Source organism: Pontibacter actiniarum (genome assembly GCF_003585765.1).
GTDB classification, from domain to species: Bacteria; Bacteroidota; Bacteroidia; order Cytophagales; family Hymenobacteraceae; genus Pontibacter; species Pontibacter actiniarum.
The window spans coordinates 2122658-2145396 of the sequence record NZ_CP021235.1 but is presented as its reverse complement, the minus strand read 5'-3'; the positions used below and the strand labels follow the sequence as shown (position 1 = coordinate 2145396).

The 22739-nt window shown below is 56.2% G+C and carries 16 protein-coding genes; 2 read left to right on the top strand and 14 right to left on the bottom strand.

Annotated features, from left to right (window positions below):
* Positions 1–48: 48 nt before the first annotated feature.
* From CA264_RS09180 to CA264_RS09150, 7 genes are all read right to left on the bottom strand, one after another.
* Entirely contained in the window at positions 49–1410 is a 1362-nt protein-coding gene (locus CA264_RS09180; protein WP_025606538.1) for an ammonium transporter, read from the bottom strand.
* Between the two features lie 442 nt (positions 1411–1852).
* On the bottom strand, positions 1853–2503 hold the full coding sequence (locus CA264_RS09175) for a CatA-like O-acetyltransferase (RefSeq protein ID WP_025606536.1): 651 nt from the start codon (positions 2501–2503) through the stop codon (positions 1853–1855).
* A gap of 180 nt (positions 2504–2683) precedes the next feature.
* Complete coding sequence (locus tag CA264_RS09170; protein ID WP_025606534.1) at positions 2684–4213, bottom strand: S8 family peptidase; 1530 nt, start codon at positions 4211–4213, stop codon at positions 2684–2686.
* A 228-nt stretch (positions 4214–4441) separates the two neighbouring features.
* On the bottom strand, positions 4442–6736 hold the full coding sequence (locus CA264_RS09165) for a patatin-like phospholipase family protein (RefSeq protein WP_025606532.1): 2295 nt from the start codon (positions 6734–6736) through the stop codon (positions 4442–4444).
* Positions 6737–6941: 205 nt separating this feature from the next.
* Complete coding sequence (locus tag CA264_RS09160; RefSeq protein ID WP_025606530.1) at positions 6942–8360, bottom strand: sugar MFS transporter; 1419 nt, start codon at positions 8358–8360, stop codon at positions 6942–6944.
* Positions 8361–8599: 239 nt separating this feature from the next.
* Positions 8600–9784, bottom strand: coding sequence for an aldose epimerase family protein (locus CA264_RS09155; RefSeq protein WP_036775978.1), 1185 nt, complete (start codon positions 9782–9784; stop codon positions 8600–8602).
* Between the two features lie 105 nt (positions 9785–9889).
* Positions 9890–10567, bottom strand: coding sequence for an RNA polymerase sigma factor (locus CA264_RS09150; RefSeq protein ID WP_084196189.1), 678 nt, complete (start codon positions 10565–10567; stop codon positions 9890–9892).
* A gap of 554 nt (positions 10568–11121) precedes the next feature.
* Between CA264_RS09150 and CA264_RS09145 the strand changes: the two genes are divergently transcribed.
* Complete coding sequence (locus tag CA264_RS09145; protein ID WP_025606526.1) at positions 11122–12042, top strand: mechanosensitive ion channel family protein; 921 nt, start codon at positions 11122–11124, stop codon at positions 12040–12042.
* Here the strand turns inward: CA264_RS09145 and CA264_RS09140 are convergent.
* The 4 genes from CA264_RS09140 to namA form a co-directional block, all read right to left on the bottom strand.
* Positions 12039–13301 carry a metal-dependent hydrolase family protein gene (locus CA264_RS09140; RefSeq protein WP_025606524.1) on the bottom strand — a complete coding sequence of 421 codons (1263 nt, stop codon included), beginning with the start codon at positions 13299–13301 and terminating at the stop codon, positions 12039–12041. The two genes, CA264_RS09145 and CA264_RS09140, sit on opposite strands and share 4 nt — an antisense overlap.
* 145 nt (positions 13302–13446) lie before the next feature.
* Positions 13447–15096, bottom strand: a complete 1650-nt coding sequence (locus CA264_RS09135; protein ID WP_025606522.1) for a M1 family metallopeptidase — start codon at positions 15094–15096, stop codon at positions 13447–13449.
* Positions 15097–15234: 138 nt separating this feature from the next.
* Positions 15235–15519: a GNAT family N-acetyltransferase gene (locus CA264_RS09130; RefSeq protein ID WP_025606520.1), complete on the bottom strand. Its 285-nt coding sequence runs from the start codon at positions 15517–15519 to the stop codon at positions 15235–15237.
* A 54-nt stretch (positions 15520–15573) separates the two neighbouring features.
* Positions 15574–16650: an NADPH dehydrogenase NamA gene (namA, locus tag CA264_RS09125; RefSeq protein WP_025606518.1), complete on the bottom strand. Its 1077-nt coding sequence runs from the start codon at positions 16648–16650 to the stop codon at positions 15574–15576.
* 265 nt (positions 16651–16915) lie between these two features.
* On the opposite strand from namA, the gene CA264_RS09120 reads away from it, so the two are divergent.
* Positions 16916–19231: a GH92 family glycosyl hydrolase gene (locus tag CA264_RS09120; RefSeq protein WP_025606516.1), complete on the top strand. Its 2316-nt coding sequence runs from the start codon at positions 16916–16918 to the stop codon at positions 19229–19231.
* Positions 19232–19234: 3 nt separating this feature from the next.
* Here the strand turns inward: CA264_RS09120 and CA264_RS09115 are convergent, their stop codons facing one another.
* The 3 genes from CA264_RS09115 to CA264_RS09100 all read right to left on the bottom strand — a co-directional run bounded on the left by CA264_RS09115 (position 19235) and on the right by CA264_RS09100 (position 22717).
* On the bottom strand, positions 19235–20287 hold the full coding sequence (locus CA264_RS09115; RefSeq protein WP_025606514.1) for an FUSC family protein: 1053 nt from the start codon (positions 20285–20287) through the stop codon (positions 19235–19237).
* Between the two features lie 220 nt (positions 20288–20507).
* Positions 20508–20906: a response regulator gene (locus CA264_RS09110; RefSeq protein ID WP_025606513.1), complete on the bottom strand. Its 399-nt coding sequence runs from the start codon at positions 20904–20906 to the stop codon at positions 20508–20510.
* Between the two features lie 689 nt (positions 20907–21595).
* On the bottom strand, positions 21596–22717 hold the full coding sequence (locus tag CA264_RS09100) for a PAS domain-containing sensor histidine kinase (protein ID WP_025606509.1): 1122 nt from the start codon (positions 22715–22717) through the stop codon (positions 21596–21598).
* Between the last annotated feature and the right edge of the window lie 22 nt (positions 22718–22739).

The window sequence follows — 22739 nt, the reverse complement described above, 5'->3', positions numbered from 1 at the left end:
AAAGGCCAGGGTGGGGTTACAAACTATAAACGGAGATTTCGTGCGGCTCTAAGAGTAGGCTGCTTGCGGCTCTTGTGCCTGTGTCGGCTCCGGGTGCTCCAGCTGCTCGTCGTGCTGGCTCAGGTCCAGGCCCAGCAGTTCTTCTTCGCGCGATACCCGTAGCGGAGTGATCTTGTCGGTTACCCTTAGCAGAAGCCAGGAGCCGCTAAAAGCAAACGCCGATACACCCGCCAGTGCGGCCAGGTGTACCAAGAACAGCCTGTACTCCCCAAAGACGAGGCCGTTGCCAAGCTCAATGGCAGGGTTTACGGCCTTGCTGGCAAATACGCCCGTCAGCAGCATCCCGACCATGCCTCCCACGCCGTGGCACGGGAAAACATCCAGCGTATCGTCCAGAGTGGAGCGTGTGCGCCACTCTACCACCAGGTTGCTGATGACAGCGGCTATGACGCCTATGGCCAGCGAGTGCGGCACCGTGACAAAGCCGGCTGCGGGCGTAACGGCTACCAAGCCTACCACTGCGCCTATACAGGTACCCATGGCCGACGGCTTGCGGCCACGCAGGGCATCAAAGAAGATCCAGGCCAGTGCCGCAGAGGCCGAGGCGGTTGTGGTGGTGGCCAGTGCAACAACCGACAGCGGATTAGCTCCCATGGCCGAGCCTGCATTAAACCCGAACCACCCGAACCACAGCAAGCCTGTCCCCAGCATTACGTAGGGAGTGTGCGCCGGGGCATGGCTTACCTCGTGGCGGCGCTTCAGGTACAAGGCAGAGGCCAGTGCCGCCCATCCCGCCGACATATGCACCACAGTGCCACCTGCGAAATCAAGCACTCCTAGGTTAAACAGAAGCCCGTCCGGGTGCCAGGTGGCGTGTGCCAGCGGCGCGTAGATAAAAACGAAGAACAGCAGAAGAAACAAGGTATAGGAAATAAAGCGGATGCGCTCCGCAAAGGCGCCGGTAATAAGCGCAGGCGTGATGATGGCAAATTTGAGCTGGAACATGGCAAAGAGCAGCAGCGGAATCGTAGGGGCTGCCGGCCAGGGCGCACCGTCTATCACCCCGTCCATCATAAAAAAGGTGAAGGGGTTGCCAAACACTCCGCCAACAGACTCACCAAAGGCCAGGCTAAAGCCAAACACCACCCACAGCACCGTCAGAAAGGCCATGCAGATAAAGCTTTGCAGCATGGTGGAAAGTACGTTCTTTTTGCGCACCATGCCGCCATAGAAGAAGGCCAGCCCGGGCGTCATGATGAGCACAAGAGCGGTGGCAGACAGCATCCAGGCGGTATCTGCGGGGTTTAGCTCAGCAGGTTCCTTTACCTGTGGCACAGAAGGAAACACGAACGTGGCAGCCACTACCAGCAAGAGCAGCAGCATCGGGATTCTGGAAAACGCTTTAGCCATAGGTGGGTATTTGTTAAATTGACAATAATAACCTTATATCGTTAATAAATATGAATATGTTTATCTAATTTATTGATAAATATAAAGCAAAAGCAAGTAAATATGAAATATTTATCAAATTTTTAATGCAAGGCTTGCAGAAATGGCAGGAAGAACGCCATCATGCAGGTAGATTCGCATAGCGGGGCTGGTGATTAGGCGGGGAGGGTGCTGAGAAACAGGGATAGGAGGAAAGCAGAAGCGGGGATGGTTCTACAGGCGGAGCCCTGATCAGCAAAAGTGTTATCTCCGGTAGGGCAAAGGAGGTTTTTTGCCTCGTGAGGAGGCAGGTGGAAGCGAAGCTGTGCCTGCAACGCTACGGGAAAGTGTAAGAGGAACTGTGCTTAGGGGTAATCGGGGGCTCCCTTTTCCGAAGCCCCCGACTTGGTGTAACTATAAAATCTTACTGCTCTTCAAGGCTTTCTACCAGTGCTTTATACTTCTCAAGGTACAGATGCACATGGTAACCGTCAGCCAGCGCATGGTGTAGGCCAATGCACAGCGGTAGCACCACGCGCTCTCCCTGCATTTCAAGTTGCCCGAAAGCCAGCTTTGGCACCGAGTCGTCCGGGTTTACGGTAAACGCATGTTCCATCCCTTTTAGCTTGAACCACGGCAGCGTTGTGCTGTGTAGCAGGTCGGGCCCGTTATAGCCATACAGCAGGCCCTTGCTTTCTTTGGCCTTGGCCACAATCTCTGCCGACTCGGCACAAAAAGTCTGCAGGTCAGGGTGGTGGGGCAGGTGTACGAAGGAGATAGCCTTGTTGTGCTTCAGTACGGTGCTGGAAATGTCAATCGCCTCATACTTCACGATACTGTCGCCCTCCAGGCGTAGCAGGAAGTTCTCTGTGGCGCGGGCCGCTTCAGTGGCCGCGTGCAGGTAACCCAGAAACACAGACAGCCCCTGCCGTTTGCAGTAGCGGTACAGCCCGGTAATGTCTACTTCTGTGCTGATGTTGAAGAAGGGTTGTGTAAACGTGCGGAAGAAGTGAAAGTGCTCTTCGCGCTCCCAGCCTTCCACGGGGAAGGGGTGCTTAGGGTACAGTGGTTTCATGTTGTGGCCAATACGCGGTAAACAAATCGTTTTTGTATACCACAAAGGTACAGCCATGTGTTGAGTCTGTAAAAGGGCAATTGCCCGGGGAGGCTAAATTTATGCGGGAGGTGCTAAAAAGCAGCAAGCCTTCCCAACCCATGTTCAGGCTGAGAAGGCTTGTTGCAGGTATGGTGTAGGTTATAGTGCGGAAACAGCTTTGAAAGCGTTCACGCGGCCATAGCCGTAGTATGGGTCTCTGCCGGGTTTGCCCAGATCGTCAGCAGAGGATCTGAGGGCGGCTTTTACCAGGGCCGGGTCCATTTGGCCTCCGTGCTTGCCTATGATGATGGCTGCTACGCCGGCAGCATGCGGTGCTGCCATACTTGTGCCTACCGACCAATAGTAAGAGTTCTTGCCTGGGGTAAGGCTACTGCCAGTACTAAACACGTAGTCGAACACATACACGTACTGGTTAACGCCGCCTATAGTGGCTCGTTCGATGCCCGGATATACATAGTCTCCGCCGGGAGCAGCAAAGTCTACATCAGACGTGCCGTAGTTGGAGTAGGAGGCCATAAAGTCGAGGTTGGCAGTAGTAGGGGCCAGTGCCCATCCCTGCGGCGCACTTGCAGAAATAGAGATCACGTTCGGGGCGCCGGAAGGAAGGTGGATCAACGACTTGTCTTTGTTGCCGTTGTTTGCCTCATTACCGGCAGAGGCGATCACTGTCGCGCCTTTTTTGGTGGCATACGTTGTCACCTTGTTGATGGCGTTCAAGAGCTCATGCACTGCTTTGGTGTCGCTCACGATAAAGTCATCTGTCGGGTCATCAGGCGTGCCGTTGTCGTCAAGGAACTTGCCGTTGGCTGGCATAGAGGCGCCAATGCTCATGCTGATCACGTCAGCGCCCTGGTTTACAGCATGTAAAATGCCTTCCAGTATCCAGGAGAAGGAGCCTGAGCCAGAATCGCGCAGCACTTTAACCAAAATGAGCTGTGCCTCCGGGGCTACACCGATCGTGCCTATCCCGTTATCGGCCGCGGCGATGGTGCCGGCAGTGTGGGAGCCATGGCTACCTACATCCGCAAGGGCATAGCCTAATTCCTCACCGGGTACAAAGTTTTTGCTGGCTGCAAAGTCAATGTTCGGAGCCAGGTCTGCGTGGTCCAGGTCAAAACCGCTGTCCAGTACGGCAACACGCACTCCCTTGCCGCGGTAACCGGCGTTCCAGGCTTCCGGTGCGTCCACTGCATCGTGGCCCCACTGCAGGTTAAAGTACCTGTCGTCGTCTCCGCTGGCTGGCGGGTTGCCATAGCTGGCGGCGTCAAACTCCACCACCTTTTCCTGGTCAGGGCTAAGCCACTGGATGTCCATGTCGCGGATAACAGAGCCGACTCCGTTTATTTTGCTGGCTTTTGCCGCAAAGTTCGGGTCGCTGGAGGTAACAGTGGCGATGCCTACTTCTGTCATCAGGCCTGTCACTTCCCCTTCTATCCCTCTCAGCTGCTCTTTGATATCAGCAGGTAGTGAGTTGGAGGTGGCAACCACCAGGTAATGGCCTCTCTTGAGTTTTACGGCCGGGTTCGCACCGCCGCTTTGAGCAGCGCTGGCAGCGTCTGCGCTGAAGTCAGCCACAGGTGACGCCTGGTCGTTGTCGGGTGAGCAACCAAATAACAAAGCAAGGGCTAGTGCCGGGTAAACTACGCGGCTGGTAAGTTTGCTGTACATAAAGGGTTTGTTTAAGGTGAGAAATACACAAGCAGACTGTTTCTGCTTGTGGTCCAGTATAAACGTGAAAAAGTATAAAAGTTTGTGGCTACTTGTACTTAATACCCTTTATTATGGCGAAGGGAGGGATTCTTAGTGTCAGCTGCTGCAGAAGCTGGGTGAACTTATCTCGCTGGTTTGCACAAGCTGTGTTAAGTAGGAGGATACTGTTTTTATATTTGACTCTGCTTACCAGGGCAGCCTGAAACCGAGGCTGATAAAGCCGCGCCATTCCGAACCGTCTTCATGGGCAGTGCCTAGTGTTACCGGGCCAAAAGGCGTGAGGTAGCCGAGGGTGGCGCCGTAGCCGACACGGGTGCTTTTACCGCGCAAGCTGCGGTAGCCGTGCAGTATACTGGTATTGATGAGGGTGGATGTCGCCTGCAGGTAGAGCTTTCTGCGTAGCTCCACCTGCAGGCCGATGCCGGAGTAAAACAGGTTATCGGTATAGTAGGCGAAAGGCTCTGCAGCACGGTACTCCACCATGTTTGGCAGCACGGAAGTATAGCCCCCGATCATGGTTTCTTCACCTATCGGGAGGTCGTTGCTGGTGTAGAGGAACAGCCCATGGCGTAGCATCAGGCTCAGGTTGCGGCGCAGCGGCACCACCCCGTTCGCCTGCAGGGCAACCTTGAAGTACGGAACAATGTCGCTGTTGCCGAGCAGCTGTGCCAGCTCCGGGTGCTCTTCTCCCGCGCGGACGGAGAACTTGTTGCCGAAGATAAAGTTGGCCTGCAGCTCGGTTCTCCAGCCACGGGTGGGGTAGGCGTGCCTGTTGAGTGTGTTGAGCCGGAAAAACGTGGAGAGCCCCCAGTTGCGCACCTTTAGCTGCTCCAGTGCGCTTACATCGACAGAAACAGAGTCGATGGTGACCTGGCCGGCTACCTGCGGGTACAGGCGCGCGAGCTTGTACTCCAGCCGCTGCCCCAGCGTCCAGGTGTTGTTAGTCGTGGTCTGCCAGCCCAGCTGCCCCACATTCGCGTTCTGCTGAAAGATGGCCACCTTGCTGCCCCTATCATCAAACAAAGACATATCGTTCTTATAGTACTGGCTGGCCAGCTTCAGGGCCAGCTGGTTGCGGTAGCCCATGTACTTGAGGTAGTTCACATCGCTGCGGATGTTCTGCCCCAGGTCCACCTCGGCCACAAAACGGGAGCGCTCCCAGAGCAGGTTACGGTGGGTATAGTTCACCGTGGCTCCGGCACGGTTCTCAGAGTCGTAGTATACGGCTGCTTTTAACGCCGCCTCAGCTGCCTCCTCCACGTTTACCTGCAGGTAATGGCCACCGCTGTCGGCCGGTACCATGGCGTAAGAAACTTTGTTGAAGCGGCCCGTGCCGTAAAGTATTTCAATCCGGTTTTCGATGCTCCTGATGGACGTGGTCTCATGCTCGTTTAGCCGCAGCCGGCGCCGAATAATACGCTTGGGCATAGAGCTGGCCCCGCTGATGTGCAAACGGCTTATCTGCACGGAGTCCTGGCGGCTGCGGTACACCGGCCGGTGCATCGGCTCGGGAAAAGACTTGAAATAGGCGGCCAGTGTGCGCAGGCTGTCTTCATACTGCCGCGCCACATGTTCTCCGATCCGGATGATCTCTTTGGTGTCGGCAAAGCTGCCGGTGCTGTAGCCCTCCAGGCTCGGCAGCACGTCAATCAGCAGGTCCGTCTTTTTCTTCTCGCTCTCCAGGTTGGAGGCGCTTGTGAAAAACGTAGCCTGCACCAGCACATCGAGCATTGACTTTAGGTTCTTCTCTGGCTCCAGTCCGCCGCCCACGTTCACCCCAATCACGAAGTCAGCCCCCATGTCCAGGGCTTCCTGCACCGGGAAGTTCTGGACCAAACCCCCGTCTACGAGCAGGCGGCCGTCCAGCTTTACGGGCGTGAAAACGGTGGGAATGGCCATGCTGGCCCGCAGCGCCTCGGGCAGAAAGCCTTGCCGCAGCACCACCTTTTCCCCCGTTGTAAGATCAGTGGCAACACAAGCGAAGGGGGTGGGGAGTTGGTTGAAGCTCTGGATGCCGTGCGCGCCGCGGGACAGGCGGATGAGCAGGTTGTTAAGGGCCTGCCCTTCGATCAAGCCGCTCGGAAAGCCGATCTCAAAGTTGTTCACCGGTAGCTCCAGCAGGTAGCGGCCATAGTAGTCTTTCTCCTCCATGGCAATCTGGCTCAGCGGCACCTGGTTGCTCAGCAGCATTTCCCAGTCCTGTTCCAGCGCTATGCGCTCAATCTCCTCGGCAGAGTAGCCAAGGGCGTATAGCGCACCCACCAGGCTACCCATACTTGTGCCGGTAATATAGTCAGGGCGAATCCCGGCTTTCTCCATCACTTTCAGAAAGCCGATGTGCGCCATCCCCTTTGCGCCGCCACCGCTCAGCACCAAACCAATCCTGGGCCGGTGTGCCGGTCGCTTCTGCTGCGCCTGCACCACATGCGGCGCAGTACAGAGCATGCAAAGGAGCAGCAGGATGTAGGGGAGGTGTTTCATCGGTGGAGGCAGGCTGCGTTTATACTTTGGCTCTTCTAAAACTGCTGTGCAGGCGTTTTAAGTATGGTGCTGCTGCAGCAGCCTGGCCGTAAGTTAAGCAATTCTGAGAAAGCTGCTAGTGCGCGGGCGCGCGTTTCGCTGCAGGGGCACAAAAAAGGCAGCCTGTGGTAGCAGGCTGCCTTTATAAAAAGCGTTATGATGTGCCTTACGCTGCAGGCTCCTTCACTTTCGAGCCGGAGAAGCCATAGTACATAATGTACAGGTAGCAGACCATCGGTACCAGGAATGAAAGCTGCAGGTTACCGGTCGCGTCGGCAATGGCGCCTTGCAGCGGCGGTATGATAGCACCTCCCACAATGGCCATCACCAGCAGCGAAGAACCCTGTGACGTGTGCACGCCCAGGTCTTTGATCGCCAGTGTGAAGATGGTCGGGAACATGATGGAGTTAAACAGGCCGATGGCGATAACGGCCCACATTGCCACCGATCCTGTCGCAAAGCTGGTAATGAGCAGGAGCACAACCACGGTGCCGGCAAACAGCCCCAGGGTTCTGTTCGGGATAAAGCGGCCCAGCATCAGTACTACAAAGTTCAGGGCAATCAGGCCGAGGGTAATCAAGGCCTCATCCATACTGTAAACTGATGAGATAATGACAAACACAACGGCAGCGATACCGGCGATGATCAGGTACTTAAACGTGCTGTTCTTCATGCTTGAGAGGGCAACAGCGCCGAAGAAGCGGCCCACCATGGCGCCACCCCAGTAAAAGGCCAGGAAGTGGCCCGCCTGCGTCTCATCCAACCCTGCGATTTCCGGAAGCCTGAAGAAGTTGATCAGGGTGCTGCCGATGGCAACCTCCCCGCCCACGTAGGCGAAAATACACACAATGCCCAGCACCAGGTGGCGGTAACGCAGCGCGCCCGCGTCCGGGGTAATGTCGTCTTCGCTTTGGATGCTTGGCAGCTTCGCGATTTTAATCAGCACGGCGATGGCCAGGAGCGTGGCCGCCAAACCGAGGTAAGGCAGCTTTACAGAGTCGGCCCCTGCGCTTTCGGCGTTAACCGCGCCAAAAATTAGGTAGCCGCCGATGATAGGGGCCACGGTTGTACCCAGTGAGTTTAGCGCCTGGGTCATGTTGAGGCGGCTGGCCGCACTTTCCGGCGGTCCAAGAATGGTTACATACGGGTTAGCGGCTATCTGTAGCACGGTAATGCCCGAGGCAAGTATAAACAGGGCCCCCAGAAAGAAACCGTAGCTATGCAGGTCGGCGGCAGGGTAAAAAAGGGCACACCCCACAGCAGCGATGACAAGGCCGACGATAATACCGTTTTTATAGCCGATCTTGCGGATAGGATCCCCTTTGGTGATCGACATGATAAAGTACAGCAGCGAGATAAAGAAGTAAGCGCCGAAGAAGGCCGTCTGGATTAGCATCGCCTGCCACAGCTCCAGGGTAAACACTTGCTGCAGTTTCGGTATCAGGATGTCGTTCAAACACGTGATGAAGCCCCACATGAAGAAGAGCATCGTTACCGTGATGAGCGGGCCCGTGTATTTTTTAGTAACGGCGTTTCCGCTGGCCGCTTTGGCAGCATTCACGTCGGTATGGGTGGTTCCGGCCATTTCTTTGATCGTTTATTAATTCGTTAGTATTCGGTTTAGCTACCTGCCGGGGCAGGTTTTTAATGGTTCAACTTTATCGGCAGCCTGTGCCGGGTGTCTGTTTCCTGGGCTGTGCCACGAGGCGAGACACAACGGTAGCCCTTCTGCACTCCTTAGCCAAAAGAGCCCCGCGGACCTAACCCTGAAATGCCATGGCAGCAAACGCTGCTGTAGCGGGCAGGTGCCGCTGCCGGCCCCTTTTACTGCTTGTCTGCCCTAACAGAGAACTTGTAGAGGGTGCTTTCCTGGTAGGTCTCGCCCGGTCTCAGGATCGTAGACGGGAAGCCCGTCTGGTTCGGGGAGTCCGGGAAGTGCTGCGTTTCGAGGCAAAAGGCGTAGTGCCTGGTGTACTTGTTGCCGTTCTTGCCTGTCAGGGTGCCGTCCAGGAAGTTGCTGGTGTAAAACTGGATTCCCGGCTGCGTGGTGTACACTTCCAGAACGCGGCCAGAGGTGGGCTCATACACTTCGGCTGCCTTGGTCATACCTTCCGCGCTTTTGTTCAGCACAAAGTTATGGTCGTAGCCGCCGCCCGGTATCTGGTTCAGGAACTTCCCGATCGGCTGGGGCTGCGTCAGGTCCAGCTGGGTGCCTTTTACGCTTGCCAGCTCGCCCGTTGGAATCAGGGACGCATCAACGGCTGTATACTTATCGGCGTTGATCTGGATGATGTGGTTGCTCACGTCCTTCACCTCGCCTGCCGACAGGTTAAAGTAGCTGTGGTTGGTCAGGTTAACAGGAGTGGCTTTGTCGGTGGTGGCGCTGTAGTCTATCTTCAGTCCGTTATCATCCGTCAGGGTGTAGCGGACGGTGGTCGTCAGGTTCCCCGGGTAGCCTTCCTCCATGTCCTTGCTCAGGTAGGTCAGCTCAATGGCGTTTTGCTCCGGCATTTCTTCTGCCTGCCACACCACGCGGTCGAAGCCGATGTTACCGCCGTGCAGGTGGTTCGGGGCGTTGTTCACAGCGAGCGTATACTCCTGGCCATCCAGTGTAAACTTGCCCTTCGCGATGCGGTTGGCAAAGCGCCCGATAACGCCGCCGATGTGCGGGTCGTTAGGGATGTAGCCGTTCACGTCGTTAAAGCCCAGCACGACATCTCCCATCTCGCCGTTCTTATCCGGGGTGATGATGGCGTTCACGATGGCGCCGTAGTTGCTAATCTTAACTTTTACACCGTTTGCATTGGTGAGGGTATACAGGCTGATTTCCTGCCCGTCGGGAGTGGTGCCAAAGGGCTCTTTCTCAATTCTCATGGTGGTAGCTTCGGTCGCGGTAGTAGTCGTTTCCTGCTCTGAGGCTGTGCTGCTGCAGCCGCTAAGGCCGCTTACGCTGAGGCCGCCCAGCAGGGTGGCCATGAGCAGAAGACTGCGTGTGTTTCCTTTTCTCATAAGGCTTTTGTGACAGATATTTTTAATCAAGATTTTAAGATAGGCTGTTTCTTGTAATAAAGCCAGCGCCGGTCGGTAGAAAGCAGGTCTGCATAGTAAATAAGGCTACAGTTTCCCCAGGTCCAGCAGCAGAGAGGCGTTGCCGGGCACCTGCTGTGCCGGAGCATCGGCACTGGCATTGGCTTGCAGGCTGCTGGCCAGCCCGCTCATGCGCTTGCGCAGCGATTCTGTTACGGCTGGCTGTGGCTTTTCGTTAAAGAGGCGGTGGAGTTTATCAATGGCCTTGTAGGTTAGCTTGTACACAGACTTCTGGTCAATTTCCATAATGTCAGCGATTTCGTCGTACTGCAGGCCGGTGTAGTACTTGAGGAAAATAACTTCGCGCTGCCGCTCCGGCAACCGGGAGAGCAGGTGGTGTACCTTCTGCTGGATGAGCTCAAATGACTGGGAGCTGATGAGTGCGGCCTCATAGGAGGCCTCTGCGCCCAGGCTCAGATCTTCCGGCAGCGGCTCGTGCCTGCTTTTGAAGGAAGCCTTTTTGCCCAGCTCGCAGCGAAAGGACTTGAGCAGGTAGTTCTTCACACTCGGTGGGTTGGAGAGCTTCTCCCGGCTCTTCCACACCTGGAAGAAAACCTGCTGGATGCAGTCCTTCACCAGATCGTTGTCATGGGTGAGTTTGCCCCCATAACGCAGCATCACAGGCGCGTAACGCTTGTAAAGTAACGTAAAATCAGCCTCACTACCTTCCCTAAACCTAAGCCAGACTTGTAGCTCTTCTTCCATGTGGACCGTGTTTTAGATATGCAGCTTGTTTGGGATCAGATGGCAGGGCCAAACGCTTCTCCTGCGCCAGCAGATGGGCGCGGCAGCATAGGGTGGCTCAATAGCAAGTGATTCCTCAGTTGATACTAAATTTTGCAATGGCGGCAACAATCAATTCAACATTCAAACAAGCTGACTTTGGCAGCCTCTGGTTTGGGTACAAAACCCATCGCAGGAGCTACTGTAAAATTTCCCCAAGTTAGGGATTATAAAGTACAATAAAAACGCTCGATTTACCCTTCAAACAGTTGCTTAAGCGGTAGAGCCTGAGTTACAGGGCTGTTCCGGCGGTACAAACATGCCTCCTGGCAGGTGATTAAGCAATCAGTTAAAATATAGGAAGATCAATAATTGCAACAGGAAAACAACCTATGCAACAAAATGTTCTGTGACATACGCTATATACGGATGTTTAGATGCTATAGATGTTGTTACGGCAATTTGCCTGCGTGCCCTGCCCATCCCCTAAACACTTGTAGGCCTTGTTTGCGTATGGGTGGTAAAACCTGATGCCCATGCACGAACTCACCCAGTGGCTGGCTGGCCACTCCGCTCTTCCCCAGGACTTCTACGGCAGGCTGTTTTACTCCCTGGCAGTGATAGGGGTGCTGTGGCTGCTGAGCAGGCTACTGCTGCGGCTGGTGCGGCAGCGGCTCACCGACCTGCGCAAGCAGTACCAGTGGCGCAAGTTTACCAACTACACGGCCACGGGGCTTGCCATTCTTTTCCTTTCCTATATCTGGTTTGACGGGTTCAGGTCTATTGCCACCTTCCTGGGCTTACTGTCGGCGGGGTTGGTGCTGGCGCTGCGGGAGCCGGTGCTGAATATGGCCGGTTGGGTGTTTATTATCTGGAAGCGCCCCTTCCGTATCGGGGACCGTATCCAGGTGGGGGAGCACATTGGCGACGTGATTGACACGCGGCTTTTTCAGTTCTCGCTGAACGAGGTGCAGGGCTGGGTGAAGGCCGACCAGGCAACGGGGCGGGTGGTGAACATCCCGAACCTGAAGGTGTTTACCGAAACGCAGGCCAACTACAACTATGGCTTTCCATTTATCTGGCAGGAGATACCGGTGCGGATCACCTTTGAAAGTAACTGGCAGAAGGCCAAAACGATCCTGCGGGACATCATGCAGCGGCACGCCGAGCAACTGACGGAGGCGGCCCGGCAGCAGATAAAGCGGCAGTCGCAGCGGCACCTCATTTTTTACGAGGACCTGCAGCCCCGCCTTTACACCACCGTGTGCGACAACGGCATTGAGCTCACCATGCGCTATGTGTGCAGCCTGATGCGCCGCCGCCAAAGCGCCCACCTGGTATGGGAGGATGTGCTGACCGAGTTCCTCAGCTCCCCCGACATCCGCTTTGCCTACCCGACCACCCGCTTCTACCAGGGGGGAGGCGAAGGGCAGGAGCCGCTGCCCGAGCAGGTTTAGTTTTGGTAGAGCCGGCCCCCCTTCATCACCATCCGTACCGCGCGCAGTTGGCTGATGTCTTTCTGCGGGTCACCGGAAACAGCGACTAGGTCAGCCAGCAGCCCTGGCTTAAGGCGGCCCACCTTCTGGCCAATGCCAAACACGTCGGCGTTAACCGATGTGGCAGCGCGCAGCACCTGCAGCGGAGACATGCCGTAAGCCACCATCAGCTCCATTTCGCGCGCATTTTCTCCGTGAGGGAACACCCCCACATCGCCACCCATGCAAATTGTGACGCCCGCATCCAGCGCGGCTTTAAAGCTCTGCCTTTTAAGTTGGATGCGCTCCGGCTCCGGGTCCTGCCCCTTGCGCCAGCCACGGTACTGGCTAATGGCATCGCCGGCGGCAAGGGTGGGGCAGAGGGCAACTTTGTGTTTTTTCATGAGGCGGTAAATCTCCGGCGTGGCGCCATCGCCGTGCTCCATCGTGGAAACCCCGGCAAGTATGGCACGGCGCATGCCTTCCGGCGTAGCGGCATGGGCTACAACAGGGCGGCCACTGCTGCTGGCCACCTCCACTATTTTCTTCAGCTCATCCAGCGTAAAAGTAGGGGCTGCCTCTCCGTTCAGGCCCCACCGGTAATCCGCGTATACTTTGATGATATCGGCGCCGTGGCCGATCTGCTCACGCACTTCTTTGGTTACACCTTCCAGTCCGTCTGCCTCTGCAGCACCGATAGGCGTTTCGATGTCGTAGCTTAGCTCTTTAGGGCCATAGCTGCCTGTTGCCACCAGTGCTTTGGTAGCCACCAACATCCGCGGGCCAGGTATGGCACCCTTCTCAATGGCTTGCTTCAGGCCCACGTCATCGTAACCGGCACCCTCTGAGCCTAAGTCGCGCACGGTGGTGAAACCGGCCAGCAGTGTTTTGTTGGCATGCACTGTAGCCCGGGCAATGCGCTCTGCCCTTGATTCTCGCAGCACCTGGTCGTTCCAGGGTGTTTCGTTGTAAGGGTGCAGCAGCAAATGGCTGTGGCCTTCTATCAAGCCGGGTAGCAAGGTAGTGCCTTTCAGGTCACGTACTGTCGTGTTAGAAGGCGTGCTCAGAGCAGGGCCAACAACTTCAATTTTATCATTCTTTACCAGTACCTGCCAGTTTTCATGCATGGCCTCACCGTCAAATACCCTGTCTGGTTTAAGGAGTATGTAGCTGTCTTGTGCAAGTAGGTTTTGCGTGAAGCAGCAAACGAAGAGTATAGCCGTGGTAATTGATTTTAGCATAGGTAAGGTTTAGGAAGTATGCGTAGTATAAATATGAGGAATTAAAGCTTTTCGCGCAAACTTCAGCTTTATACTTTGCTGTTGAAAACAAAACACCGCCCCGGGTAACCGAGGCGGTGTTTATACTTGTTGTGGAGAGGTGATACTAGGCGGTTGTTACACGTTGAGCTGTAACATAGAAGTTTTTATCTACCTCTACTTTAGAGCCCCTCTTTACGTTTTTAAGTTCTTTCCACTCCGTGGTCGGCTCCAGCCACTGTTCCTTTCCGTTCAGGTACACCTTCACCGGCATGTCGAAGTTGCTGACGCTGTTCGCCCAGCGGTATTGCAGGGTACGGCCCGCCTGCTTGTACTCCAGTTTCGGGATGCGCACGTCGCGCAGGTACTGGTCAAATACAGACGTCAGGTCGCGGCCCACCTTCTGGCTCAGGTAGTCTTCTATTTGCTGCGTGGTAACGGTCTGGTGGTAGAAGTCCTTGTTCAGGCCACGCAGAATGCCTCTCCACTTCTCGTCGTCGCCTACGATCTGGCGCAGGTTGTGCAGCATGTTGGCGCCTTTCGGGTACATGTCGCCGGAGCCGGAGTTGTTCACACCGTAGTGGCCGATGATGGGCTTGTCGTTGCGGATGATGTTGCGCAGGCCGACGATGTACTCGTTGGCCGCCTCTGTGCCGTAGTGGTAGTCCAGGAACAGCGACTCGGAGTAGTTTGTGAAGCTCTCGTGGATCCACATGTCGGCTACGTCCTTGTAGGTGATGTTGTTGGCGAACCACTCATGGCCCGACTCGTGCACGATGATGAAGTCGAACTTCTTGCCCCAGCCGGTGCCGCTTAAATCCCGCCCGAGGTACCCGTTCTGGTAGCCGTTGCCGTAGGTGACGGAGCTCTGGTGCTCCATGCCCAGGTAGGGCACCTCCACCAGCTTGTAGCTGTCTTCATAGAACGGGTAGGGGCCGAACCAGTGCTCGAACGCCTGCAGCATTTGGTTTACCTGCTTGAACTGCTCCTTGGCCTTCCCCAGGTTGTCGCGCAGCACGTAGTACTCTAGGTCCAGCTGGCCTTTCTCGCCCTCATACTTGTCTGAGAAGTGCACATAGTCGCCGATGTTGATGTTGACGCCGTAGTTATTGATGGGGTTGGACACGTACCAAGTATAGGTTTTGCTGCCGTCCGGGTGCTCCTGCACGTTTTTCAGGCGGCCGTTGCTCACGTCCATCAGGCCTTCGGGCGTGCGCACGCTGATGCGCATGCTGTCGGGCTCGTCGTACATGTGGTCTTTGTTGGGCCAGAAAAGGCTGGCGCCGTCTCCCTGCACCGAGGTGGCGATAAAGGGCTTGCCGTTCTGGTCACGCTCCCAGGTAATGCCCCCGCTCCAGGGCGGGTTTTCGCTTACCTGCGGCTTGCCGCCGTAGTATACCTTGATCTCCTTCTCCTCGCCCGCCTTCTGCGGCTCCTGCAGCTGCACAAACCAGGCATTACCGTCCTGCTGCACCTGCAGGTCTTTTCCGTTCTGCGTCACCTTCTGGATGTGCATCGGGGGCTGCAGGTCTACCTGCAGGCGCTGCCGCGGCTCCAGCACCCTGTAGCGGATGGTGTTGCTGCCCTGCAGGCTGCTGTCCTGCGGGTTTACGCTGACGTGGAGGTCGTAGAAGGTGAGGTCCCACCAGGCGCGCTCGGGGGTGATGCTCCCGCGAAGGGTGTCCTGGCGGGTGAACTCCTGGGCCTGTGCCGCTGTGCCAGCCAGACTAAGGGTGGTGCCCAAAGCCAGGGAGTATAGGAGGTGGCGTTTTTTCATGGTGTTTGTTTGGGTGAGTCTAATACACAACATCCTGCCCGGAAAGTTAATTTCGTTGGGCAGGATGCGGTAGCTAAGATAGCTCTTTCTTACAGGAGAGCCAACAGCGGCAGGCGATATTTTCTTGCGAAGGGCCTGTTACTCTGGCTGCACCATATCTTTATACTCTGGGTTGCGCTTGATATAGGCCTCTACCACCGGGCAGGAGGGAATAACTTTGTAGTTCCTGGACCGTGCATACTCCAGCCCTTCTTTCACCAGCTTTCCCGCTATGCCTTTGCCGCGCTGGCTGTCCGGCACATACGTGTGGTCAAAGTCCATTACCTCTGTTTCCGGGTAAGTATAGGTAAGCTCCGCGTCTTCCTCCTTGAAAGGCATGTAAAAGCGGAGGTCTTCTTCATCATGAATTACGTTGTCGCTCATCTTATTGCTTATTGGTGGATTTGAGTTTACGGCTGCCGGCGCCAGGTGTTCGTGTTAGCGCCGGCGGGGCTTTGCGCGCTCGTACTGCAGCGGCCATGGGTGCTCATCGTCCAGGGCAAGGGAGGCGTGCATCGGGAAGTACGGGTCGCGGAGCAGTTCGCGGGCCAGCAGCACTATATCCGCCTGCCCATTGGCCAGAATCTCCTCGGCCTGCTGCGCCTCTGTAATAACGCCCACAGCGCCAGTCAGGATATCGGCCTGCTGTTTTACCTGTTGGGCAAATGGCACCTGGTAACCCGGCCCAACAGGTATGGTCGCCTGAGGTACGTTGGCGCCGGTGGAGCAGTCGATCAGGTCTACGCCGCGCTTTTTGAGCTCTTTGGCCAGTGCCACGGAGTCATCGCCCGTCCAGCCGCCCTCGGTCCAGTCGGTGGCGGAGATGCGCACCAGCAGCGGTAATTCCTCCGGCCATACCTGGCGCACGCGCTCGGTTACCTCCAGCAGCAGCCGGATGCGGTTCTCAAAAGAGCCTCCGTACTGGTCGGTGCGCTGGTTGCTTAGCAGGGAGTAGAACTCGTGCAGCAGGTAACCATGTGCCGCGTGGATCTCGATCACCTGGAAACCAGCTTTCAGAGAACGTACGGCAGCGGCCTCAAAGGCGTCTTTGAACGCATCGATCTCCTGCAGTGTCAGCTCGTGCGGCACAGGAGTCTCTTCTGAGAAAGGAATGGCGCTGGGGGCTACAGTTTGCCAGCCGCTCGCTTCGTCCGGTGCAATGGCTGTGCCGCCGTCCCAAGGCCTGTGGTGGCTGGCCTTCCTGCCGGCGTGGGCCAGCTGTATGCCCGGCACGGCGCCTTGCTCAGTGATAAACCGGGTAATGCGCTGCAGCCCGTCAATGTGTTCGTCCTTCCAGATGCCCAGGTCGTGGGGGGTGATGCGGCCTTCCGGAACCACAGCCGTGGCCTCAAAAATGATCAGGCCGGCGCCACCCACAGCCCGGCTGCCCAGGTGCACCAGGTGCCAGTCCGTCGCAAAGCCGTCCTGGCTGCTGTACATGCACATTGGCGATACCGCGATTCTGTTTTTCAGGGTAATGCCGCGTATCGGGAGTGGCGAAAAAAGTATAGCCATACGTGTAATGTTGTTGAATGAATGTTTAGAAACTAGCGCATGCCTACGACTGTTCTGCGTGGGGCGAAGGGCTGTGGCTGGTGCTGGTTCGGCCACATTCGCTGACGCGCCCAGTCGTTAAACATGCGGTTGATCCCAAGATAACACGTACCTCCCCACAAAGTTTTAGGTTTTGGCGGTGCCGTGCGGGATTGTGCTGATGGTGAGGGATTTTAAAATGGAATGCCTATATTTCGTGTGCAAACATTATCTACCCTCTCACCGCATGAAAAAAACAATCCTTTCCGCGCTGCTTCTCATCCCTGCCGTTTTAGCGGCACAGTCCAACAGCCCCCGGGACCTGGTGCAATATGTTAACCCGATGATCGGCACGGCCAAGATGGGCCATACCTACCCCGGTGCCACCGCCCCTTTCGGCATGGTGCAGCTAAGCCCCGACACAGACACGATTCCGTACGCCATGGATGGCAAGTATAACAAGGACGTGTATAAGTACTGCGCCGGCTACCAGTACGACGACCCTACGATTGTCGGCTTCAGCCACACCCACTTCAGCGGTACGGGCCACTCTGACCTGGGCGACTTCCTGCTGATGCCCACCACTGGAAAGCTACAGCTGAACCCGGGCACAGAGAAGAAGCCGGAAAGCGGCTACCGCTCCGCCTTCTCCCATCAAAACGAAAAAGCCGAGCCTGCTTACTATAAAGTAAAGCTGGATGACCACAACATCACCGCTGAGCTTACTGCCACCAACCGCGTGGGCATGCACCAGTATACTTTCCCGAAGGCCGAGGAGGCGCACGTCATCCTGGACCTGATGCACGGCATTTACAACTACGACGGCAAAAACGTGTGGACCTTTGTGCGTGTGGAGAACGATACACTGGTAACCGGCTACCGCCAGACGAACGGCTGGGCCCGCACGCGCACGGTATACTTTGCCATGTCCTTCAGCAAACCGATCAAAAGCTATGGCAACAAGGACTTCTCGGAGCCGCAGGTGTACAAGGGCTTCTGGCGCAAGTTCGACCAGGAAAAGAACTTTCCGGAGTTTGCCGGCACCAAACTGCGCGCCTACTTCGATTTTGATGTGCAGGAAGGGGAAAAGCTGCAGGTAAAGTTCGCCCTTTCGCCGGTTAGCACAGAAGGGGCGCTGGCCAACATGCGCGCCGAGGTGCCCGGATGGGACTTTGAGCAGGTAAAGCAGCAGAGCCAGGCGCTCTGGAACAAAGAGCTCAACAAGATACAGGTAAAGGCCCTGAAGCAGGAGGACCTGGTGAACTTCTACACGGCCATGTACCATACCTTCCTGGGGCCGACCACCTACATGGATGTGGACGGCAACTACCGTGGCCTGGATCAGAACATCCACAAAGCCGACGGTTTCACCAACTACACGACCTTCTCGCTGTGGGACACGTACCGCGCACTGCACCCTTTCTTTAACATCGTGCAGCCGAAGCGCAACGCCGACATGGTGCAGAGCATGCTGGCACATTACGACCAGAGCGTGCACAAGATGCTGCCTGTGTGGTCGCACCACGCCAACGAGAACTGGTGTATGATCGGCTACCACAGTGTGCCGGTTATTGCCGACGCGGTGATAAAGGGCAATGCTGGTTTTGATGTGGAGAGAGCCCTGGATGCCTGCGTAGCCACCGCCAAAACACGCTACTACGATGGCCTGGACTATTACATGGACCTGGGTTATGTGCCTGAGGACAAAAATGGGTCGTCGGTATCTAAAACGCTGGAGTATGCCTACGATGACTGGTGCATTGCCCAGATGGCTAAAAAGCTGAACCGCCCGGATGTGTACGAGGAGTTTATGCAGCGGGCCCAGAACTACAGGAATGTATACGATGCCCGCACCGGCTATATGCGGCCTAAGCTGAGCGACGGCTCCTGGAAGAAAGAATTCGACCCGCTGGACACGCACGGGCAGGGCTTTATTGAGGGCAACTCCTGGAACTACAGCCTTTACGTGCCGCACGACCCGGCCCAGATGATCAGCATGATGGGAGGGAAGCAGCGCTTTGCCCAGCACCTCGACTCGCTCTTTACGATGGAGCTGCCGGACAAGTACTTCGCCAATACCGAGGACATCAGCCGCGACGGCATCATTGGAAACTATGTGCACGGCAACGAGCCTTCGCACCACGTGGCATACCTCTACAACTGGACCGATGAGCCCTGGAAAACGCAGGAGCGCACGCGCATGATCCTAAAAGCCATGTACAAACCAACGGTGGACGGCCTGGGCGGCAACGACGACTGCGGGCAGATGAGCGCCTGGTACATTTTCAGCACGCTGGGCTTCTACCCGGTGGCACCCGGCTCTGAGCAGTACGCCATCGGCAGCCCGGCCATCAAAGAGGCAAGCATACACCTCGAGAACGGCAAGACTTTCACCATCCGTACCAAAAGCCAGAGCGATAAAAACGTGTATGTGCAGAAGATAGAGCTGAACGGGAAACCGCTTAACCGCAGCTACCTGACCCACACCGAACTGGTGAATGGCGGGGACCTGGTGTTTTACATGGGCGCTAAGCCGAACAGAAAGCAGGTGAGCATGCGCTAAAACCTAACGCTCCGCCTCCGCCAGTATGCGGCTGAGGTCGGTCAGGATGCTGCCGATGTCGCGGAGCGTGCGGTTGGATTTGATGCTGCGCAGGCTCTCGAGGCAATGGCTTTGCAGCTTGTTTGCCTCCTGTATGCTGGCCAGCAGGGCAGGGTGGTGCCGCTCCTGTTGCTCTACCATCGTGCGGCTGAAGAGCGTTATGCAGGAGGCGGTGGCCTCCATCGCCTCCTGCAGCGCCTGCGTATCCTGCAGGTCTGTTTCAAAGATGTGTGCGGAGTTAAGGTCGGCAATGCCCCGGCGGATGCCCCGGATTTGGGTAGTGATGTGCTCCAGCCGCTTCACACTTACGGCCAGCCGGCTCAGGCGGGTCCGCTTGTGTGTCAGGAAGGGGTTGTACTTGAGGCTTTGCTCAGCCAGCTGCAGGGCTTTTATACTTGCCTCGGTGGCGGCAATGAGGGCATCGGTCTCCTGACGGCCCACCAGCTGGCCTTTTTCCGTCTGGCGAAGCTGCCTGGCCAGGAACTGCAGGGTTTTGGTGCCCTGCTCCCCCAGGGCAAGTATACTTTTCTCTACCTCCGGGATGGCGTTCTGCGGTACAATCAGGGCGTTGATCAGCACAGCCACTACAGAGCCCATCAGCGTCTCCAGTACCCGCTCCAGGGCGTAGCCTTCCTCCTGCAGCCCAAAGGCCAGCACCAGGAAAGAACTCACCGCCACCTGCGACACGATCTGCGGGTTCATGCGGAGCCCCTTGGAAATCCACATCCCGGTAATGATCACCAGGAAGATAGAAAAGCTGCTGATGCTGAACCAGTGCCCGATCAGCAGGCTGACCGCCACGCCGCCGATAATGCCGATGATGCGCTGCGTGGCTTTCTCAACAGAGTCGGCAACGGTTACCTGCACGGTAAGGATAGAGGCCAGCGGCGCAAAGTAGGGGAAGTCGGACCCCAGCACCGTGGTAGCCACCAGCCAGGACGTGGCTGCTGCCAGCGCTGTTTTTACGATCTGGAGTGAGAGACCGAAGCGGGCAAAGAAGTCAAAGGTTTTGGGCATAGTAACGTAACCTACGGCCGCGCCTGAAGTTTGGTGAGCGGTAAAGGTAAAAAGGATATGCTGAGCAACCAGCGGTAGCAGGCGATAAAATCTGGCAGAAGCATGGAACTGGCCGCTCCGCAAGCTCTTTTGCCCCGCGTACGTACGTGCTTCTGTATCAGTCTGGTTTACTCTTAGCTGGTAGGGCGTGTCGGGGAAGTTACTTTTTGGGCTGCTGATGCTAAGCCTGCTTCAGTAGCTTTTTGATGATGGCCTCCTCCAGTGGTTTGTGAAGGAACCCCGCCAGAAAGGGGTAGCTTTGGGCGCGTTTCATCTCATCGGCGTCTACCGAGGAGGTCAGGATATAAATGCGGCAATGCTCCTGCAGTTGTCCTTCGTAGGGTGTCAGCGCGTCCAGGAAGTCCCAGCCACTCATAAAGGGCATGTTCAGGTCCAGGAACAGCACATTTGGCAGCTCGCCCGGCTCTCCCTGCCGCAGGGGCTGTAGCAGGAGCTCCAGTGCATCCGCAGGTTGCAGGAAACTAAAGTACTCCTGGGCAAAGTTATCCGCCGCCAGCATTGCCTCCGCCAAAAAGACGCTCACCTCATCGTCATCCACAATAAACACTTTTTTATACATGGCCGGCGCTGGCGTTTAGGTGCACTTTCACAGTTGTTCCCTTGCCCGGTGCCCCCTGCAGTTCCTGTTCCGCTTCCGTCTGGTCATCCAGGCTAAAGCCATGCATACCTGTTATGCCGGAAGCATCATGTTTTAAAAGCAGTTTGGCTGGCCCGCCTGCATAGCAACAGCGGCCCTTTCCGTCAACTGTTGAGAAGGGGGCTGTTGTGCTGCCGGTGGCCTTACGGAGGAAATGTTGCGACGCTGGGTGCATGGTTGTACAGTAGGAGCTAACTAGTTTGTCCGGGTTTAGTTATTATATGTATACCTTCTGTCATAAAGCTAAGTTAGGCGCACCCTCACTTAATTTTCCGTTGCTGCCGCTAAGACCGTTGTTTAGCCATTAAAAGATGCAAGATAGCCTTTGGGAGCGCTTCGCAAAGTGACTTTCGTCAACTATCCGGGTGGCCGAGAAATGTATATTTCAGGAACAAAGCCGTTGCACGCACGGTAAGTGCTTGCGCTGCAAACGGCACATGTGGGGCATTAGCATTTAACCTCGCCTGTTAAGGTGTTAGGGGATAACTGGTGCCGCTGCGGAGATTGGTGCAAGAGCGTGGCCTGCGTATCGGTGCTGGAGGCAGGGGAGGAAAAGAAGTGCCGGCGCACCAGCAAACTGGCAAACCGGCGCCTTACCCGTGTCGGAGAAACTATACTGAAGCAGGGATAGGAAGCGTAACGGTGAAGGTGGTGCCAACGGCTGGCGTGCTTTCTACCTCTACTTTGCCTTGTAGCAGCCTAACCTGTTCTTTTACTAAGTATAAACCGAGGCCTTTTCCCTCCACTTCGCTGTGGAAGCGTTTATACATTTTAAACAGATCGTTGGAGACCTTATCCAGGTCCATGCCCCGCCCGTTGTCGGCTACTGCTATAACTGCTTCGCCGTTTTGCTGCTTCAGGGTTACGGTTACCTGCAACGGCCGCTCCGGGTCCCGGTACTTCAGCGCGTTTGAGAGCAGGTTCTGGAGAATGCTGGTTAAATAGGCCTTGGCCGTGAAAAGCTGCAAATCGGCCTGCCGTGCGATGGTGATGGTGGCCCCGGCGGCGCTGATCTCCTGTTGCAGGCTGGCCAGGCATACTTGCAGCAGATCTTCCACATGGCAGAGTTCTCCCGTCTCATCGCCCTGCTGGCGCAGCGCCAGCATCTGGTTCAGGTCACGCACCATGCCATCCAGTTGCTGAGCCGACTGCAGCAGCGAGCCAATGGCTGTCGCCTGCGTTTTCTGTGGCAGGTTGTCCTTTTGCAGGAGCTTGCTAAGCCCGATCAGGCGGGCAATGGGGCTGCGGAAATCATGGGCGATTATCTTGCGGAAAAGCTCCAGTTCTTCGTTCTGCCGGATTAACTCCTGGCTGGTGTGCAGCAGTGCGCGCTCGCGCTCTTTCTGCGCCGTGATATCCTTTGCAATCCCAAAGATGCCCACCATCTGGTCACCCGCTTTCAGGGGGAAGTTCGTGATATCCAGAAACACGGATACGCCGCTGCTGTTGCGCACCACTGTCTGGTAGCGCTGCGGCAGCCCCTGCTTGGCAGCCTTGAAGTGGTGTACCACCTCTTCCCAGTACTCCGGGTGGATAAACAGCTGAAAACCCTCCCCCACCAACTCCTTCTGTTCTTTCTGCAGCAGCTCGCACACTGTGTCGTTTACAGTATGGAAAATGCCATCCATGGTGATGGTATACACGGCATCGGGGTAGTTGTTGAAAAGAAGCCGGTTGAGGCGCTCCAACCGTAGGGAGGAGATGCCTGGGTTAGTGTAGGTTGGTGAGGTCACGGGCTATGGGCGTTAAGTTTGT

Bases quoted from the DNA above. Each gene is read 5' to 3' on its own strand.
- CA264_RS09180 (WP_025606538.1), bottom strand. From the start codon at position 1,410: ATGGCTAAAGCGTTTTCCAGAATCCCGATGCTGCTGCTCTTGCTGGTA.
- CA264_RS09175 (WP_025606536.1), bottom strand. From the start codon at position 2,503: ATGAAACCACTGTACCCTAAGCACCCCTTCCCCGTGGAAGGCTGGGAG.
- CA264_RS09170 (WP_025606534.1), bottom strand. From the start codon at position 4,213: ATGTACAGCAAACTTACCAGCCGCGTAGTTTACCCGGCACTAGCCCTT.
- CA264_RS09165 (WP_025606532.1), bottom strand. From the start codon at position 6,736: ATGAAACACCTCCCCTACATCCTGCTGCTCCTTTGCATGCTCTGTACT.
- CA264_RS09160 (WP_025606530.1), bottom strand. From the start codon at position 8,360: ATGGCCGGAACCACCCATACCGACGTGAATGCTGCCAAAGCGGCCAGC.
- CA264_RS09155 (WP_036775978.1), bottom strand. From the start codon at position 9,784: ATGAGAAAAGGAAACACACGCAGTCTTCTGCTCATGGCCACCCTGCTG.
- CA264_RS09150 (WP_084196189.1), bottom strand. From the start codon at position 10,567: ATGGAAGAAGAGCTACAAGTCTGGCTTAGGTTTAGGGAAGGTAGTGAG.
- CA264_RS09145 (WP_025606526.1), top strand. From the start codon at position 11,122: ATGCACGAACTCACCCAGTGGCTGGCTGGCCACTCCGCTCTTCCCCAG.
- CA264_RS09140 (WP_025606524.1), bottom strand. From the start codon at position 13,301: ATGCTAAAATCAATTACCACGGCTATACTCTTCGTTTGCTGCTTCACG.
- CA264_RS09135 (WP_025606522.1), bottom strand. From the start codon at position 15,096: ATGAAAAAACGCCACCTCCTATACTCCCTGGCTTTGGGCACCACCCTT.
- CA264_RS09130 (WP_025606520.1), bottom strand. From the start codon at position 15,519: ATGAGCGACAACGTAATTCATGATGAAGAAGACCTCCGCTTTTACATG.
- namA (WP_025606518.1), bottom strand. From the start codon at position 16,650: ATGGCTATACTTTTTTCGCCACTCCCGATACGCGGCATTACCCTGAAA.
- CA264_RS09120 (WP_025606516.1), top strand. From the start codon at position 16,916: ATGAAAAAAACAATCCTTTCCGCGCTGCTTCTCATCCCTGCCGTTTTA.
- CA264_RS09115 (WP_025606514.1), bottom strand. From the start codon at position 20,287: ATGCCCAAAACCTTTGACTTCTTTGCCCGCTTCGGTCTCTCACTCCAG.
- CA264_RS09110 (WP_025606513.1), bottom strand. From the start codon at position 20,906: ATGTATAAAAAAGTGTTTATTGTGGATGACGATGAGGTGAGCGTCTTT.